Raw genomic sequence first — 17,136 nt, 5'->3', positions numbered from 1 at the left:
TGGAGCATCATGGTCAGGCGGCGCGCGCCGGTCCGGTTGCGGCTTCGGCGCGGCAATGATCGAATAGGCCCAGCATCGCGTGCCGGTGGCGGACTGCGCCAGGCATGGAGGTGCGGCACCGAAAGGCACCTCCGTGGCGTCGCCCGACAGCGACCGCGCCGTCGCATTCAGCCTGCAACTCCAGCAGGCACATCGGCAACTACGCCGCCAAGTCGAGACGCTAAAGGCTGATCTCGGCCGGCGCCGATTCGATGACGACGTGCTCGTCACCCATTGCCTGGCGTTCTGCGCCGCCCTCACCACGCACCACACCGGCGAGGACGAGGGCCTGTTCGCCGAGCTGCTGCGCGCCCGTCCCGACCTCGCCAAGACGGTGGCCAACCTAGTCCAGGACCACGAGATGATCGGAACGATCCTGCTGCGGGTGACGCAGTTGGCGGATGAGGCGGCCCGGTCACCGGCCTCAGGGCTCGACGCGGTGGGCCGCGAACTCGACGGCCTCATGGCGATCATGGAGTCCCACTTCAACTATGAGGAACGTGCGATCAGCGCCGCCCTCGACGCCGGAGTGCACGACACAGGGTGGTCGGGAACCGTGTTCCGAGTCCGCGATCACGTCGGCTGAGCCGCGCACCATAAGATGTGGCCGAGGCCCTACGGGACGTGGAGCGAGCGTGGCTTCGCGGTCGTTTCGACCCCATCGACGACCCCGACTACAACGGCGCACACGACGACGACTTCGATTACCGTGCCAGCCGCCAGGCGTGCCCTTCGAACTGGGCACGTTCCGCGTGGGCGACCGCAGCAAGGAGCACGCGGTACTCGGCGGTGAACCAGTTCAGCGCGTGGCTGTGATCGGCGATCTCGTCGGGTGCTAACCCCGGGTGAGGCGTCGGCCAGGCACTTTGACAAGGGCGCGAGCGGCGGTGGCTGGCTGCTGAACTGGGACGGCAACTGGGGCCTGGTCAACGGGATCAACAGCCGCGTCGACCTGCCGCCCAATCCCACGATCGTGGCGTCGTCCACCCGATGCGCTGGATCCAGGTACGCCTGCCGGGCGTCGACCAGCAGTTGTGCGCCGATATGCTGCCGACGTGGACTCTGCAGCCCCGCTGGCGCGCTGGTGCGACGAGACTTGCGCGATCTGCCCGGCGCAGCTGCTGGGTCCGGGCGGCTTCGACGTGGTCGCCCGCCCTGCGACTGAGCTGGCCTTCAACCCGAAGCTCGGCTGGCGCGCCACCCCCGAGGGGACTCCCGTGTGCGTCCACCCTTATCGGGTCGGGCTGCCGCCCGGGGCGTACGCATCGGCGCAGCAGACGCTGCCGAACCTGACTCACCTCGGGCTGGTCCCGCCGCCTCCGATGGAGGCGCTGGAGCTGCCCGAGAGCCTCGATGACCTGAGCGCCTGGATGGTGGCGCATCTGCGTACGGCCGGACCGGCGCAGATGTTCTCCGTGGTGGCCCGGCTCGAGCGGGTGGCCGCAGCGCGGTTCGCCCCCGACGTGGTCGTCGCCGTCCTGCGCCGGGTGCTCTCGGTGGAGATGGCTCGCGCCTGACAGCCAGTACCGTGCGCCGGGATGCGGCTCAGACCAGGTCTCGACAAAGCCGACGGTCGCCTGCGGCTCCCACGGGACTTGGTCACCCGGTAGGGGTCACGCTGCAGAACCTTCCTCATCCACCCATTGAGCGATGGTGCGGTAGTCCGCGTCGGTGAGGCCGCAGCGGGGGTCCGCGCGATGCAGGAGGGCCGGAGCGCGGTAGTTCGTTGCCACCCACTCGCGGTCGGCGTCGGTGATCTCATCGTCGACCCACACGAACCGGCGCCCGGCGGCCCACTCGACGAGGTGGCGTGTCTTCCAGTGCAGCCGACCGCCGTCATCCTCGTCCGGCCAGTCGACGACGGGCAGACTAGGCAGGCCGAGCCGGGGCGCGAGCACCTCGTTCGCTTCGGCCATCCAGGTCGTGGCCCAAACCAGGTCGCAAGACAACGCGGCCAGGCGGCTGCCGTGTCCGGGGTCGAGCCCGGCCAGCAACGGGTTGGCTTCGTCGTCCACCTGGCGCGCGGCACCGGCGAACGGCAGGAGCGTTCCGTCCACGTCGAGGAACAGCAGCGGACGAGTACCGATCCCGTGTTCGGCGAGGCGGCGTACGCCCGCCTCGCCGAGGTCGAGGTCCGGCCAGATCTGCTCCGCGGCCCAATCCAGCCATTCGTGCGGAGGCTCGTCGGCCCGGAAGTAGGCGATCCTTTCGGCCTCATCCATGCCGTTGGACTCCCACCAGTGCCACCAGACCATCAGGTGCCACTCGCCGTAGCCCATGCGCCAGCCGATGCTGAACCGCTCGATCTCCGGATACGCCCGCCATGGCGGCGGAACCAGCCCGTGGGCGTCAAGCTGCTCGCGCACCGCGGTGTCGAGCAGTTCACGTGTCCGGTCGTCCACCGTCGGTCCTCCTCAGTTCAGCTCGATGACGGGCCGCGGTCAGCACGACACGTTCCACTCGCGCGGTAGTTCCCCGCCGCAGACGGCGCAGGCGAGGTCGTCGTCCTTGACGATATTGATCTGATCGCAGAGCGTGCAGCGGCGGAACTCGAACGCAGCGGTGAACCCGCCGGGGTGTACCAGTCCCGCCTGCTCGCAGGCGGCGGCGACGGCCGGCCATGAGGAGGGCTCGGGGCAGTATCCGGTCGACTGGTTGCTCACCTCGGTGACCGTCCAGCGCCCACCCTGCCGGGTGAAGCCGATCTCCCCGGCGCTGAGCACCGGACGACCGCCCGCACACGCGACGTGCTCGCTGCGCCTGGGCGCGACGCGCAGGCCGCCTGCCACATCGATGACGAATGTATGAGGCTCCCGGCGTTCGGCCGGTGCCTGTACCGCCATCCACGCGACCAGCTCATCGGCTGACGTGATCCGTTGGCCGCTGTCATCCGGCGTGACGGCGGCGAGCACATCCTCCGGGCCGACGTACCGATACCGGCGCTGGAGGATGCCGGCAGGGCGGCCGTCCCACCAGCGGGCCAGGTCTATGTCGGGGGTCTCGGGGCTGGTGAAGTGGAACGGCACACCCAGGCGCGCCGCCACGGCACCGCCGATCTGCTGGGCCTCGATCGCCTCCGGCCAGGGCGGCACCTGTCCGTTGAACAGGCGGAGATCGCTGCCGTGGCGGATCGACGCCAGCGGCACCTCGTCGAAGCGTTCGTGGTGCTGGCCGGGGCGGTCTACGATCGCCAGCAGGTAGACCATCCAGCCCTGGGTGTCGCCGTCCCACAACGCCTCGACCGCCACGACTGGCGAGGTGATCGCCCTCGCCGTTGCGAGAACGTCCGCGACGTCGAGTTCCTGCCGTGGCGCCACTTCCAGCAAGCCCCGATCGATCAGGCAGTGCCGGCGTCGTACTACCGCTTCCTGCGCCTCATACAGGCCGGGCACCGGGTCGAGTCCGCATTCACCGCGCAGCACCACGATCGCCGGGAGCAGGCCGCGTTCGAGCAACACCGCGTCGACCCGATCGCGGGCATCCGGGATCAACCGCTCCCAGACTTCGTCCATCGGTACGTCTCCGTCAGTTGTCGTCAAGCTGCCCATTACAGTCCCCGACTTGTGCCATGGCCACGAAAGTCTGACCACCGCATCGACAGCGCGCCAGCGGTTTCTGCAGGTCGCTGACCGCATTAACGGCCGACGATGTGGGTGGGCTGCCTTGATAAAGTCCGCGAATGCCGATCAAGACCCATGCCGCCGCGTTCCCGGTCGACAACGCGGGCGACGTCACGGCACTGGTGGAGCTCCTTGGCCGGGCGGTCACCGACGAGCGACTGCGCGACGAGCTCGGCAACCACTTCGCGTACGTGGTCGGGACCCAGCCGGAGTTGATACGGCCGCATCAGCAAACGATCGTCACCGGGTACCTCGACGGTCTCGAGGTGAACTTCGACGACCTGTGCGTGCTGCTCGACGGCGCACCCGACCGCTGCGCGGAGCACCTGGAGCAGCGGCTGCGCAGCCGATGGTCATACCGTGAAGCGTGGGCGCTCGCGGCGATCGGCACCGAGGCCGCACTCACGGCGATCGCGGGACTCGTCCGCGACGGCGCGGACCCGGGCAAGGAGTTCGAGGACTCGGGCATCTGGACCCCTGTCACCGGCCCGGCACAGCGCCGGTTCACCCCGCATCGGCAGGCCGTCGAACTCCGGACCGTGTCCGACCCGTCAGAGCTGCTCACCGCGGATCATCCCGTCGGACTGCCACTGGATCAGGTCGTGCGCCGGCCGGACGCCACCCCGGCGGTCTGGCACTACCTGTCGCTACGCCTCGACCAGGTGCCGGGCATGCCGAACTGGCCCGCCGACCGGGTGCACCTGGCCGGCCCGAAAGGCTCGATGGGCTGGACGCTGACCGCGGCCGCCGGCCCGGACGGCCTCTGGCACGACGAGACCGTCGCCTTCGACGAGCCGCCTCGCGACGACGAACCTGAGGTCGACAACAGCGACCCGCGCGGAATCGGCGTGGCCGTGCTCCGGCCGTACGACGCCGACCTCGTCTACGGCAACGGACACATCCTGTCGACGCCGGGCGTGTTCGGGACGGCCGGCGGCCCGCCGTTAGGTCTCTACCCGAACCCGCACTGCCGATCCTGCGACCGCCTGATGTTCCACGTCGTCACCGTGCAGAACTACATCCGGGAGTACGGGCACGGCTGGCGCAGCCTGTACCTGTGCGAGCAGTGCCGGCTCACGACATGCGCCGCCACGAACTGGAACTAGTCCGCGAAGAGCGCTGCCAGTCGCGGCAGGCGCCAGCGGACCTCGGCAGCATCGTCGAAGTCCCACCCCTGTCCCTGATCGAGTCAGGCCTCGTCGATGGTGATGTCCAGTGCCCCGGCCAGCGTGTACGCCAGTCCCGCGAGGTCGTGCGCGCCGACCGTCGCCCCGCGCAGGCTCGTCACGCTGCCGATGCCGGTCAGCTCGCAGCGGGTGAACCGCGCACCGGCGCAGTCGGCCTGCGCGAACTGCGCGCCTGACAGGTCGCACCCCGTGAACGACGCCCCGCGCAGGTCGGCGTGGGTGAAGTCGGCCCGGGTCAGGTTGCAGTCGGCGAAGACCACGTTCTTGAGCGAGCTGAACCGGAACGTCGCCAGGTCCATCCGGCACTCCCGGAACGTCACGTCGCGCAGCGACCCGTCGAGCCAGTTCAGCCCGGTGAGCCGGGCCAGCGACACCTCCACCCGCAGCAGCCCGGACTTGACCGCCTTGAGGTTCGCCCAGTCGGACGTCTCGACCAGGCAGTCGGTGAACGCCGCCCGTTCCAGCACCGTCCCGGCCAGCCCGGTGCGGGTGAACCGGCACTGCTCGAACTCGACCGAGTCCCCGGCCTGGCCCGACAGATCGAGGTCGAGGAACGCCAGCTTCCGGAACGTCGCCTCGTCCTCGATGTCGTGGTCGGGCTGCTGGGCCGTCTCCATGGCCGAGGGCGGCTGCGGCTTGGCGGGCAGCCGGGTCGTGCGGGCGGAGTCCCTGCCGTGGGCTGATCGGGTCGACACAGCTCCCGAACCTATCGCAGCGACAGGCTGCCCGATCTGATGGACGCCCCGCATCCTCAGGTGAGGATGTCGATGACTGTCTTCTCGGCCTGCGCCCACAGCTCCGCGTCGGCGAACGCGGCGCCGGCGGGCTGTTCGGCGGTCCTGTCCAGGCCCTTGAGGGAGGGGAGGGCACCGGCGCCGTAGGCGTCGACGAGGCGGGGGTCGACGTAGGAGGCGCGTGCCACCGCGGGGGTGTTGCCGAGCAGGTCGGCGGCTTCCCGCATGGCGGCGGTGACGGCCTTGCGGCGGGCGGTCACGGTGCGGCAGCGGCCTGCGGCGCACAGGCTGACCAGGGCCGCGACCGTGCCGTGCCAGGTGCGGAAGTCCTTGGCGGTGATCTCGGCGCCGGAGATCTCGCGCAGGTAGTCGTTGACGTCGTCGCTGCGCACGTCGCGCCACTCACGGCCCTCGCGGTACGCGAGCAGCTCCTCGCCGGGCTCGTCGCGGCGGAGCAGGTTGCGGATGACGGTGGCGACCGCCGCGTCCTCGACGGTGATCATCGTCTCTATGCCGCCCTTGGCGGGGAAGCTCATCATGATCTCGTCGCCGCGGACCTTGACGTGGTCGCGGCGGATGGTGGCCACCCCGAACGTGGCTTCGCCGAGGTCGGGGTCGTCGACCGCGTACTGCTCGCCGCCGACCCGGACGGCGGTGCGGTCCAGCAGCCGGACCGCCGCGGCGAGCACCCGCCGCCGGGTCAGGCCCCGGCCGGACAGGTCCTCGGTCACGGCGGCCCGCAGCCGGGGGAGCGCCGCGGCCAGGTCGGCGAGGTGGGCGAACTTGCGGCGGTCGCGCTGGGCGCGCCACTGGTCGTGGTAGCGGTACTGGCGGCGCCCGGCGGCGTCGATCCCGATCGCCTGGATGTGGCCGCGCTCGTCGGGGCTGATCCACACCTCGGACCAGGCGGGCGGCACCGCGAGCGCCCGGATCCGCGCCAGGGTGTCCGGGTCGGTGACCGGCTTGCCCTGGAACGAGTAGGAGAATCCCCTGCCCCGCCGCCGGCGGCTGATGCCGGGTCGGGAGAGGTCGCTTCGCCGCAGCCGCATGGCACACGCTTACCCGGCTGTCGGCACGTTCACGCCGGTTCCTCGACGGGACGCCCGTTTGACGTGTATGTCATCTTTTGCGACTTTCTGTCGCCTACGCATCAACCCGGCGATCCGGGGTAATCCGGGTACCAGGAGGTGTCAGGTGAGCGCACGAAAGAGCTGGCTGCACGACAATGCGCTGGCGGTGTCGATGTTCGGCGCCTTCGCGGTCTTCGTGGTCCTGCAGAGCGTGTTCGGCTGGCAGGTCCGCAACGAGGAACTCGCCGACTACGGCGTGGCCGCCGACACGTACTGGCACTACCTGCGTACCGGCCACTTCGCCGAGGCTCTGTTCGAGAACTGGGAGTCGGAGTTCCTTCAGATGGGCGCGTACGTCCTGCTGACGGCCTATCTGGTGCAGCGGGGGTCGGCGGAGTCCAAGAAGCCGGACCAGAAGGATCGCCCGGAGGACGAGCCGGAGAAGGCCACGAAGGACTCGCCCAAGCCGTCGCGGCAGCACGGCCTGGCGCAGCTGTTCTACCGCAACAGCCTGGCGATCGTGCTGTTCCTGTTCTTCGTGCTGTCGTTCGTGAGCCACCTGCTGGGCGGGACCGCCGACTTCAACGAGCAGGCGGCGCTGAAGGGCCAGCCGTCGGTGAGCGCCCTGGAGTTCCTCGGCACGTCGGACTTCTGGTTCCAGTCCATGCAGAACTGGCAGAGCGAGTTCCTGGCGGTCGGCGCGCTGATCGTGCTCAGCATCTTCCTGCGCCAGCACGGCTCGCCGGAGTCCAAGCCGGTCACCGCCCCGCATGGGCAGACGGGCGAGTAGCTCAGGCGGGCACCGGCCCGGTCGAGTCGCGTACGACCAGCTCGGTGGCCAGCTCGATGTGCAGCGCTTCGAGCTGGTGCTGGTCGAGCAGGCGCACCAGCAGGCCGACGGCGATGCGGCCCATCTCCTGCAAGGGCTGGCGGACCGTGGTCAGCCGGGGCGTGGTGGCGCTGGCCAGGTCGATGTCGTCGAAGCCGGTGACCGACAGGTCCGTGGGCACGCGCAGGCCACGCTCGTTGGCGGCGGCCAGCGCGCCGACGGCGGCCTTGTCGTTGAAGCAGACCAGGGCGGTGGGCCGGTCGGGCAGGTCGAGCAGCTCGGCGGCGGCGCGGTAGCCCAGCTCGGCGGTCGGCTCGGCGGACCGTACGAGCACCGGGTCGGCCAGTACGCCCACGTCGGCCAGCGCGGAGGTGTGCCCCGCCAGACGGGCCTGGCCGGCGAGCCAGTTGTGGGGGCCGCCGACCACGCCGATCCGGCGGTGGCCCAGGGCGGTCAGGTGGGCGGTGACGGCGCGAGCGCCGCCGAAGTGCGCGGCGGACACGGCGGGGATGTCGCGGGGCGGGGGAGTGCGCGGGTCGACGACGACGAACGGGAAGCCGTCGTGGCGCAGGTGTTCCAGCTCCTCGCTGGGCTCGGGCGGCAGGATCAGCACGGCGCCGCCGATGTCGGTGCGAGCGCCGAGGGTGGGCAGCACGTTCTCGTTCTGCGCGACCTGTCCGGCGTCCAGCAGCAGGTGGCGCCCGTGCAGCAGGAGCGTCTCGGCGATGGAGGAGACGATCAGCCCGAAGTAGTCGGTGAGCTGGTACGGGCAGCGCACGTACACGACCTGGCGGGCCGGAGGACGGCCGTCGGCCTCGGCGCGTACGGCCGCGCGCAGCCGCTGGGCGGTGCGCTGGACGAGTTCGCGGGTGTCGGCGGCGACGCTCGGATGGGCGTTGAGAGCGCGCGAGACGGTGGCGATGGACAGCCCGGTGGCCGCCGCGATGTCGCGGACGCTCCCCTTACGCGTGGCGGGTCTGGTCATCTGTTCCATGCCGTTTCATGCCGTCAGCATAACGGCCCGCTGTGCGCTGCTCCAGGGGGTGACCGGATCTCCTCTACATCGATTCACGGCGGCTGCCGCAGGTGCTGCTGTTCCACGACGTTACAAGGTTGGCATGGCGCTTACCGGCCACATCAGACAAGGCGTGCATCGACCTATTGACATGATGTCGGCACGGTGGTTCGCTGCGAAGCGAAGATGTTTCACAAGTGTTACAAGACGTTACATGGCTTGAGGTGGGACGGATGAGAAGACCAGCGACAGGAGCCGTCGCCGCGGCGGTGACGGCGGCGCTCGCACTCGGCGGCGCCGTGGCCGCGACCGCCGCGCCGTCGGCGGACCGCCGGGCACAGCCGCAGGCGAGGGTGTGGGTGACCACGGTGGACCGGTCGGAGCTGCTGCAAGAGCGCGCTCCGGTCACCTTCCGGGAGGGCACCTCGGCCGAGCCGACGATCGTGGTGGACCCGCGCCGGTCGTATCAGAGCATGGACGGGTTCGGTGCGTCGCTCACCGACTCCTCGGCCGAGGTGCTGTACCGGCTCAGCCCCGCCGCGCGGGACGAGGTGATGCGGTCGCTGTTCGACCCGGCACGCGGCATCGGCGTCAGCTTCCTGCGCCAGCCGATCGGCTCGTCGGACTTCACCGGCGCCGACGAGCACTACACCTACGACGACGTGCCGGCCGGGCAGACCGACTTCGGGCTGCGCTCGTTCAGCATCGCCCACGACGAGGCGCGCATCCTGCCGCTGCTGCGCCAGGCCCGCCGCCTCAACCCGAAGCTGACCATCATGGCCACGCCGTGGAGCATGCCCGCCTGGATGAAGACCGGCGGCTCGCTGGTCGGCGGGCGCCTGGCCGACGACCCGGCGGTCTACCGGGCGTATGCGCGCTACCTGGTGCGCTTCGTGCAGGCGTACGCGGCCGCCGGTGTCCCGATCGACTACCTGTCCGTGCAGAACGAGCCGCAGAACCGGGCTCCGTCCGGCTACCCCGGCACGGACCTGCCGGTGCGCCAGCAGGCAAAGGTGATCGAGGCGCTCGGCCCGCTGCTGCGCGCCGCCAGCCCGCGCACGAAGATCCTCGGCTACGACCACAACTGGGCCACCCACCCGGGCGACATCGCCTCGACCCCGCCCGGCGAGGACCCCGAGACGGACTACCCGTACCAGCTGCTGTCCGGCCCGGCCGCGCGATGGATCGCCGGGACCGCGTTCCACTGCTACTACGGCGACCCGTCCGCGCAGACCGCGTTGCATGACGCCTTCCCCGGCAAGGGCATCTGGTTCACCGAGTGCTCCGGCTCGCACGGCCCGGACGACCCGCCCGCGAAGTTCTTCCGGGAGACCCTGGTCTGGCACGCCCGCACGCTGGCCATCGGCACCACCCGCAACTGGGCGAAGTCCGTGGTCAACTGGAACCTCGCGCTCGACGCCGGCGGCGGTCCGCACCTGGGCGGCTGCGACACCTGCACCGGGCTGGTCACCGTCGGCGCGGACGGCACCGCCACCACCAACGCCGAGTACTACACCATCGGGCACCTGTCGAAGTTCGTCCGTCCCGGCGCGGTCCGCATCGCCAGCACCTCGTTCGGCACCGTCGGCTGGAACGGGCAGCTCATGGACGTGGCCTTCCGCAACCCCGACGGCTCCACCGCGCTGATCGTGCACAACGAGAACGACGACCCGCGCTCCTTCGCCGTCGCGGTCGGCGACCGGATCATCGACTACACCCTGCCCGGCGGCGCCCTGGCCACCTTCACCTGGCCCGCCCACCCGGCCCTGCACAGCACGCTGCGCGAGATCCCACTGACCGGCGCGACCGCCTCGGCCGACCCGGCCGGCGAGAACCCGGCCGCCGCCGTCGACGCCGACGCCTCCACCCGCTGGAGCAGCGGCCAGGCGCAGGCCCCCGGCCAGCACCTCCAGGTCGACCTGGGCGCGGCCCGCACCTTCCGTCGCGTCGCCATCGACAGCGGCGGCAACCTCGGCGACTACGCCCGCGGCTGGCAGCTGTCCGCCAGCGACGACGGCACCACCTGGCGCACCCTGGCCACCGGCACCGGCGCCGCCCAGCTCACCAACGTGGACCTGCCCCGCACCACCGCCCGCCACCTGCGCATCACCAGCACCGCCGCAGCCGGTAACTGGTGGTCCATCGCCGACCTCCGCCTCTACACCTGACCCACCCCGACAACGGCGCAAGGAAGGGCACCTTCTTAACCCCGAGCCTGCGGCCCGCCACGCGACGGTGACCGCGTCCCGGCCGTGATGCGCACACCCACCCGTGCACCCCGTGGCAGTTCCGGGCGACGAGCGGCGGCTACTACCAGGTCGTCAACCGGCACGCCACCAGCCTGGTCTGGGACGTCAACGGCGGCCCCGGGGCCACCGGCGACGGTGCGCAAGTGCACCTGTGGTCGTACGTGGGCGGCACCAACCAGCAGGGGCAGCCGGTCGCGCTCGGCGGCGGCCTCTACCGGTTCGCGGGGCCCGGTGCCGCCTGCCGTGGCGCATCGGGCCCCTGCCCGGCTCCGGCGTGTACACGGGCAAATCGGTCGGTATCCCCTAGAGTCGTACCTCGGCCTGTCGGCCGCTCGGCATCCCGGGGAGTCGTCCATGAGCATGGCATTGCCGCACATCCGCGTCCTGGCACGGCGTCTGCTGTGGGCGCTGCTGGCCCTGCACGTGCTCAGCCTCGCCAGCAACTTCCTGTTCCACGGCCTCGGATACGGCCGCAAGGTGCATTCCGCCATCTGGTTCGCCACGTTCTTCAACGTGGACGAGCAGCAGAACCTGCCCGCCTGGTTCTCCGCGGGGGTGCTGCTGCTGACCGGCTGGCTGCTGTGGGAGGTCGGCACCGCGGCCAAGGCCGCCGGTGAGCTGCGGTACGTGCGCCACTGGCGGGTGCTCGGCGTGGCGTTCGCGCTGCTGTCGCTGGACGACATGACCGACGCGCACCGGATCCTGCGGGTCGGGGCGCTCGCCGCGCTCGGCAACGCGTCGTCCTGGCTGGTGGTCGCCGCGCCGCTCGCGCTGGTCTTCGCGCTGGCGTACGTCCGGTTCGTACAGCACCTGCCCGCCCGGACCCGGTGGCTTATGTGCGGCGCGGCGGCCGGGTACGTCATCGGGGTGACCGCGGTCGAGGCCGTCGGCGTGCTGACCGGCCGCAACCTGCTCGCCCACCTGCCCGGCCAGGATCTCACCGGCGCGGCCTACCTGCGCTACCTGATCGCGGCGTCGGTCGAGGAGCTGATCCAGGGCGTCGCGGTCATCGTGTTCCTGTACGCGGTGGGCACCAGCCTGCACCGCTACCAGGACCTCGCCGACCTCGCGGCGCCCCCGCCGCCCGCACAGCCGGGGAAGCGCGGCGGACGTCGCTCCGTCGTCACCGCCTTCCGCGGCCCGCGCCCGCACGCAGGCCCCTGAGAGGTCGGGACACCCTCAGGACGTCCGCGCAGCGAACGGCTGAGCTGCTTGCGGAGACGAGGCTGGGACACGCTCATTGCTCCAGCCGTCACAACTTCTGGGTTGTAGGTACAACCCAGAAGTTGTGACGTGCGAGGCTCAGAACTCGCCGAAGTCGCCGCCGCCGTCGTCGAACCCGAAGCCGCCGTCGTCGTAGCCGGCGAAGTCCTCCGCGGCCGCCGCCGGGTCCTCGACCGCCTGGGCGATGTCCGGCTCGAACGCGTCGCTGATCATGTCGCCGATGACCATGCCGCCCAGGAAGCCCAGCGCGGCGCCGCCCACACCCGCCGCGACCGCCCCGGCCATGCTCGGCTTGCCGTGGTAGCCGCCGTACTTGTACCCGGAGTACCCGTGGTGGCCGTGCCCGCCGTAGGCGTAGCCCTTGGCGGCGTGCCCGTAACCGGCCTGGCCGTAGCCGGGGGTGTGGCCGTACGGCTGCGCGGGCGCGGGCTGCATGAACGAGCCGGGCGCGGCGGCCGGGGCCTGGCCGAGCTTGTCCAGCGCCGTGGTGACCCAGCGGTCGACCTCGCCGATCCAGCCGCTCTCGGCGGACAGCCGCGCCACGTCGGCCGGCGACAGCTCGTGCCGGTCGGCGCTGCCGGGCCGCGAGGTCAGCTCGGCGAGCACGACCAGCGTCTCCCCGGTCGCGGTGAAGGTGAAGGTCAGCTGCGGGATGTGCGGGCCGGGCTGCTGCCCCTCCGGGATCGGCGCGTAGAACGTGACCGCCTGCGCCACCGGCACGGGCAGCCCCGCGCTCGCCCCGGGCCGCAGTTCGTTGCGCACGAACCGGCAGCCGATGGTGCCCAGCGCGTCGATGATCTGCTGGTGGGCGGGCGAGGCGTCCAGCCGGGCCGGGTCCCAGTCACCCTTGGCGCTGCCCGCCGCGACCTGCACCTCGGTGCGCACGCCGACGCCGCCGCCCGGCAGGCCCTTGCCGTACAGCGCCGTGAACGGCACGAAGGCGGGCACGGCGAGCGCGAACGGCACCGACGGCGTCTGCCCGCCCGCCACCCGCATCCCGGCGGCGACCTGCTGGCGGCCCAGCTCCACCTCGCCGAACGGGGTGCTGGCGACCAGCAGCAGCCAGATCGCGGTGATGTCGGTGTCGGACTTGGCGCGCAGGTTGACCTGGCCGTGCAGCTGCCCGCCCGGGACCGCCGGTTGCGCGGACAGGACGGTGTCGACCTCGACGCCGCCCAGGCCGAGCCCGGCGAGCAGTTTCTTGAAGACCATCAGGGTCCTTCCGTTGGTTGACGCACCCGCTAGCGGCGAGTGTGCTGGGTGGACAGGTGGGTGGCGATGATGGGGTCGGTCTCGTCGTCGAACTGGCCGATGACCTGCTCCAGCAGATCCTCCAGCGCGACCAGCCCGACCGTGGTCCCGCGGTCGGTGACGAGGGCCACCTGCGCGCGCTGCTCGCGCATGCCGCGGATCGCCGACATCACGCTCTGCCCCGGCCGCAGCCGGTGCGGCCGGGTGGCCAGTTCGCCCGCGGTCAGGTCGAGCCCGGCGGTGGTGGCCTTCAGCGCGTCGCGTACGTGCACGATGCCGGTGATCGCCCCGGCCGGGCCGGTCACGGCCAGCCGCGAACGGCCTCGCTCGCGGGCGGTGTGCTCGACCCGGGCGGCGCTGGCGTGGCGCTCGACCGTCACGATCCGGGCGGCCGGGATCATCACCGAGTCGACCGTGGTGTTGTTGAGGGTGAGCATCGCCGACAGCAGCCGCTCGTCGGCCGGGGGCAGCGTGCCGTGCTCGGCCGAGGCCGACAGCAGCATCTGCAGCTCGGCGGGGCCGTGCGCCTGTGCCAGCTCGTCGACCGGGCGCACCTTGCACAGGCGCAGGCTGGCGTTGGCGAACGCGTTCAGCGCGGCCAGCGCCGGGCGCGCCAGCCGGGCGAACGCCCGGAACGGCAGCGCCAGCACCAGCGCGGACCGCTCGGGGTGCGAGATCGCCCAGGACTTCGGCGCCATCTCCCCGACGACCATGTGCAGGAACACCACCAGGGCCAGCGCCAGCAGGAACGCGATGGCGTAGCTCGCCTGCTCGGGCAGCCCGGCGGCGGCCAGCAGCGGGTCGAGCACGTCGGCCAGCGCCGGTTTGGCCAGCGCGCCCAGGCCCAGCGAGCACAGCGTGATGCCCAGCTGCGCCCCGGCGAGCATCAGCGACAGCTCGCGGGTGCCGGCGATGGCCGCCCGCGCGGCGCGTGAGCCCGCGTCGGCGTACTGCTGCAGCCGGTGCCGTTTCGACGCGACCAGGGCGAACTCGGCGGCGACGAAGAAGCCGTTGAGCGCGAGCAGCAGCACCGACACCGTCAGCGCGGTCGTGGTGCTCACGGCTGCCGCCCGAGCGGCTCGACCCGGACGCTGACCGGGACGTGGCGGTGTACCTCCAGCACGGTCAGGCGGGCGCCGCCCTCCGGTTCGGCGGTGTCGACGTCGACGACGTCGCCGCGGGTGGTGACCCGGCCGAGCCGGTGCAGGATGAGGCCGGAGACGGTGTCGTACACGTCGTCGCCGGGCAGCTCGATGCCGGTCGCGTCGGCGATCTGGTCGATGCGCCAGCGGCCGGGCACCAGCCACGATCCGTCGGGCTGGGCGTGCGGCCGGGCCTCGGGCAGGTCGTCCTCGTCGCGGATCGGGCCGACCAGCTCCTCGGCGACGTCCTCCAGGCTGATCACCCCGGCGAAGCCGCCGTACTCGTCGGCGACGATGGCGAGCTGCCGGTGCTCGGCGCGCAGCCGCTCCAGCACCGTGGGCAGGGTGACCGCGGCGGGCACCACCACCGGCGCCACCGCGATCGAGGCCACCGGTGTCACCGCGCGGGCGTGCGCGGGCACGGCGAGCACCTCGGCGATGGAGACCACGCCGAGCACGTCGTCGAGGCCCGCGCCGATCACCGGGAAGCGGGAGTGGCCGGTGCCGAGCAGCTCGACCAGGCGGGAGGCCGGGTCGGCGGCGGACATGACGACGACGTCGACCCGCGGCACCATCGCCTCGCCCGCGGTGAGCAGCCGGAAGTCCAGCCCGGAATCGAGCAGCGCGGCGGTGTCGGCGTCCAGGTGCCCGGCGTCGCGCGCCTCGGCGACGATCTGCTCCAGGTCTTCCCGGGTGGCACCCTGCGGCAGCTCCTCGATCGGTTCGATGCCGACGGTGCGCAGCAGCCGGTTGGCCGCGGCGTCGAACACCCGGATCACCGGCCCGGCCACGGTCAGGTAGATCAGGGTGGACCGGGACAGCCACCGGGCCAGCGCCTCCGGGCGGGTGATGGCGAGGTTCTTCGGGGCCAGCTCGCCGAGCACCATCTGCACGACCGTGGCGACCAGCAGTGCCAGCAGCACCGATACGGACAGGCTGGCGCTCTCGGGCAGGCCGACGGCCTGCAGCAGCGGCGCGAGCCCGGCGCCCAGATAGGGCTCGGCGACGTAACCGGCCAGCAGGGCGGTGACGGTGATGCCGAGCTGCGCGCCGGAGAGCATGAACGACAGTCGGCCGGTGACCTCGAGGGCGCGCTGTGCGGCGGGATCGCCGCCGTCGGCCTCCTTGCGCAGGATGCCGCGGTCGGCGGCGACGTAGGCGAACTCCTGCGCGACGAAGTAGGCGGTGGCGGCGGTCAGCGCGACGATCAGCGCCAACCCGGTGACTATCAGCACGGCTGTGCCAGCACCCCAGACACGGTGTGCGGCCGGGCGGCCGGTTTGGACAGGTGCCGGGCCGGGAGGCCCGCACTATGCTCATCCACGGCGCGACACTAACACGTGAAACTGTACGGTTGCTGAAAAGAGGCAGGTCATGGCATTGATGCGGATCGGTGAACTCGCCACCGCAGCAGGCGTCAGCAACCGCACCGTCGACTTCTACACCAACCTCGGTTTGATCAGCCCGGCGTCGCGCACCTCCGGCGGGTTCCGGCTATACGACCCGGTGGCCGCCGAGCACATCGCCACCATCCAGCGGCTGGAGGCCTCCGGCATGGGCCTGGCGGAGATCGCCACCCAGCTGCGCGCCGGGGGAGCGGACCTGGCCGCCGCGCTGGCCCGGCTCGACGCCGATCTGGCCGCGCTGCGCCAGCTGGCCGAGTCGGCGGCCGGCTCCGCGCACGGGCTGGCCACCACGCTCGCCGTGCGGGCCAACCAGCTCATCACCGTCGCGACCGAGCTGCTCACCGCGATGCCCGAGGTGTGATCTGTCACCTGGTCAGTTGCTAACTTTAGCAACTTCCTAAGTTGTGTATCCTGAGGCGGTGTCGCGGACACTCAGCGCGATGACCCACCGAACCGCCCGCCCGCATACCCCCCGCGCGGACGGGTACGGTTTGCTGCGGAGAAGGGGGTGGACCGGTGACAAGGCCGCTGTATCAGGTCAAGGCAGAGTTCTTCAAGGTGCTCGGGCACCCCGCTCGCATCCGTGTGCTGGAGCTGCTCTCCGAGCGGGAGCACTCGGTCGGCGAGATGCTGCCGGAGGTCGGCCTGGAGTCGGCGCACCTGTCGCAGCAGCTCGCCGTGCTGCGCAAGATGAACCTCGTCGTGACCCGCAAGGAAGGCTCGACGGTCTACTACTCCCTGGTCAGCCCACAGGTCGCGGAGCTGCTCGCGGTCGCCCGGCGCATCCTCACCGAGGTGCTGTCCAGCCAGGTCGGGCTGCTCGACGACCTGCGCGCCGCGCAGACCGGCGGCCGCTCCTAGCCGCCACCCCCGGCCGCGCCCTCCCCAGGCGGCGGCGATGAGCCACTCCGGCGACGCGGACACCGGCCGGCCCGCCCCTTACGGCGAGGACGTCGCGCAGATCGTCCACCTGTTCGCGTGCCTGGCGTACGAAAACACCGCGGTGCCGGTGCCCGAGGCGGAAAGCGACGGGGGGCCCGAGTACCGGGCGGGCCTGAGGCACGGCCGTCTCGTGGAACAGGAGCTGGTGGCCCGGATCGCGGCGATGGCCGCCGGGCGGAGCCGGGAGCCGGTGCACATCCCGTACGACGCAGCCCGGGCCGCCGACGGCGAGTTCCGGCGGGGCACGGCCGCCGGGCGCCGACTCGTGCACGAGGCCCTGCTCGTCTCGCACCGCATGATCATGGGCGAGAGCTGCCCGGCCTGCGGGCAAAGCGGACCCGGGGGCCACGCGGCACACTGCCGGCATTCCTGAACCTCCGGCCGGGAATGTCCCCGTCTGGGTTTCCGCAGGTCGATCGCCGGGCATG

The 17,136-nt window shown here is 71.6% G+C and carries 17 protein-coding genes and 1 pseudogene; 10 read left to right on the top strand and 8 right to left on the bottom strand.

All coding sequences use genetic code 11. From position 1 onward, the window contains the following. The first annotated feature begins 133 nt into the window (after positions 1–133). Both CS0771_RS29965 and CS0771_RS29960 read left to right on the top strand, forming a co-directional pair. The gene (locus CS0771_RS29965; RefSeq protein WP_212844121.1) at positions 134–625 is read left to right on the top strand and encodes a hemerythrin domain-containing protein; all 492 of its coding nucleotides are present in this window, start codon (positions 134–136) and stop codon (positions 623–625) included. A 469-nt stretch (positions 626–1,094) separates the two neighbouring features. Continuing rightward, positions 1,095–1,556: a hypothetical protein gene (locus CS0771_RS29960; RefSeq protein ID WP_212844120.1), complete on the top strand. Its 462-nt coding sequence runs from the start codon at positions 1,095–1,097 to the stop codon at positions 1,554–1,556. Positions 1,557–1,652: 96 nt separating this feature from the next. On the opposite strand, the gene CS0771_RS39085 is transcribed toward CS0771_RS29960, so the two are convergent. After that, a complete protein-coding gene (locus CS0771_RS39085) occupies positions 1,653–2,111 on the bottom strand; it encodes an HAD domain-containing protein (protein ID WP_371821597.1) in 459 nt (152 codons plus the stop codon). Positions 2,112–2,480: 369 nt separating this feature from the next. Beyond that, a complete protein-coding gene (locus CS0771_RS29950) occupies positions 2,481–3,551 on the bottom strand; it encodes a hypothetical protein (protein WP_212844118.1) in 1,071 nt (356 codons plus the stop codon). Between the two features lie 167 nt (positions 3,552–3,718). On the opposite strand from CS0771_RS29950, the gene CS0771_RS29945 reads away from it, so the two are divergent. After that, the gene (locus CS0771_RS29945; protein WP_212844117.1) at positions 3,719–4,765 is read left to right on the top strand and encodes a hypothetical protein; all 1,047 of its coding nucleotides are present in this window, start codon (positions 3,719–3,721) and stop codon (positions 4,763–4,765) included. An 83-nt stretch (positions 4,766–4,848) separates the two neighbouring features. Here CS0771_RS29945 and CS0771_RS29940 read toward each other — a convergent pair whose 3' ends face one another. Beyond that, a complete protein-coding gene (locus CS0771_RS29940; protein ID WP_212844116.1) occupies positions 4,849–5,541 on the bottom strand; it encodes a pentapeptide repeat-containing protein in 693 nt (230 codons plus the stop codon). 56 nt (positions 5,542–5,597) lie between these two features. Next, the gene (locus CS0771_RS29935; protein ID WP_212844115.1) at positions 5,598–6,629 is read right to left on the bottom strand and encodes a DNA topoisomerase IB; all 1,032 of its coding nucleotides are present in this window, start codon (positions 6,627–6,629) and stop codon (positions 5,598–5,600) included. Positions 6,630–6,774: 145 nt separating this feature from the next. On the opposite strand from CS0771_RS29935, the gene CS0771_RS29930 reads away from it, so the two are divergent. Further along, positions 6,775–7,440 (top strand): DUF6766 family protein, encoded by a 666-nt coding sequence (locus tag CS0771_RS29930; protein WP_244871116.1) that lies wholly within the window; start codon positions 6,775–6,777, stop codon positions 7,438–7,440. A gap of 1 nt (position 7,441) precedes the next feature. Here the strand turns inward: CS0771_RS29930 and CS0771_RS29925 are convergent, their stop codons facing one another. Then, positions 7,442–8,464, bottom strand: a complete 1,023-nt coding sequence (locus tag CS0771_RS29925; RefSeq protein WP_212844114.1) for a LacI family DNA-binding transcriptional regulator — start codon at positions 8,462–8,464, stop codon at positions 7,442–7,444. Positions 8,465–8,727: 263 nt separating this feature from the next. On the opposite strand from CS0771_RS29925, the gene CS0771_RS29920 reads away from it, so the two are divergent. From CS0771_RS29920 to CS0771_RS39080, 3 genes and pseudogenes are all read left to right on the top strand, one after another. Next, positions 8,728–10,662, top strand: a complete 1,935-nt coding sequence (locus tag CS0771_RS29920; RefSeq protein WP_212844113.1) for a discoidin domain-containing protein — start codon at positions 8,728–8,730, stop codon at positions 10,660–10,662. Between the two features lie 125 nt (positions 10,663–10,787). Continuing rightward, positions 10,788–10,955, top strand: a pseudogene (locus tag CS0771_RS39775) (RICIN domain-containing protein); the annotation flags it as partial. A 142-nt stretch (positions 10,956–11,097) separates the two neighbouring features. Further along, positions 11,098–11,907: a hypothetical protein gene (locus tag CS0771_RS39080; RefSeq protein WP_244871115.1), complete on the top strand. Its 810-nt coding sequence runs from the start codon at positions 11,098–11,100 to the stop codon at positions 11,905–11,907. Positions 11,908–12,045: 138 nt separating this feature from the next. Here CS0771_RS39080 and CS0771_RS29910 read toward each other — a convergent pair whose 3' ends face one another. The 3 genes from CS0771_RS29910 to CS0771_RS29900 are packed head-to-tail and all read right to left on the bottom strand — an operon-like array spanning position 12,046 to position 15,595. Further along, positions 12,046–13,179, bottom strand: a complete 1,134-nt coding sequence (locus CS0771_RS29910; RefSeq protein ID WP_212844112.1) for a sporulation protein — start codon at positions 13,177–13,179, stop codon at positions 12,046–12,048. Between the two features lie 29 nt (positions 13,180–13,208). Then, positions 13,209–14,279: a hemolysin family protein gene (locus CS0771_RS29905; protein ID WP_212844111.1), complete on the bottom strand. Its 1,071-nt coding sequence runs from the start codon at positions 14,277–14,279 to the stop codon at positions 13,209–13,211. Continuing rightward, on the bottom strand, positions 14,276–15,595 hold the full coding sequence (locus CS0771_RS29900; RefSeq protein WP_212844110.1) for a hemolysin family protein: 1,320 nt from the start codon (positions 15,593–15,595) through the stop codon (positions 14,276–14,278). The genes CS0771_RS29905 and CS0771_RS29900 overlap by 4 nt, the downstream gene beginning before the upstream one ends. Before the next feature lie 139 nt (positions 15,596–15,734). On the opposite strand from CS0771_RS29900, the gene CS0771_RS29895 reads away from it, so the two are divergent. The 3 genes from CS0771_RS29895 to CS0771_RS29885 all read left to right on the top strand — a co-directional run bounded on the left by CS0771_RS29895 (position 15,735) and on the right by CS0771_RS29885 (position 17,081). After that, complete coding sequence (locus tag CS0771_RS29895) at positions 15,735–16,127, top strand: MerR family transcriptional regulator (RefSeq protein WP_212844109.1); 393 nt, start codon at positions 15,735–15,737, stop codon at positions 16,125–16,127. Between the two features lie 155 nt (positions 16,128–16,282). Then, positions 16,283–16,627, top strand: coding sequence for a metalloregulator ArsR/SmtB family transcription factor (locus tag CS0771_RS29890; protein ID WP_203746971.1), 345 nt, complete (start codon positions 16,283–16,285; stop codon positions 16,625–16,627). 37 nt (positions 16,628–16,664) lie between these two features. After that, complete coding sequence (locus CS0771_RS29885) at positions 16,665–17,081, top strand: hypothetical protein (protein WP_212844108.1); 417 nt, start codon at positions 16,665–16,667, stop codon at positions 17,079–17,081. Positions 17,082–17,136: the final 55 nt, after the last annotated feature.

Origin of the sequence: Catellatospora sp. IY07-71 (assembly GCF_018326265.1) — a bacterium.
Classification (GTDB): domain Bacteria; phylum Actinomycetota; class Actinomycetes; order Mycobacteriales; family Micromonosporaceae; genus Catellatospora.
The sequence above is the reverse complement of the archived record's forward strand: the minus strand, read 5'-3'. Positions and strand labels throughout refer to the sequence as shown.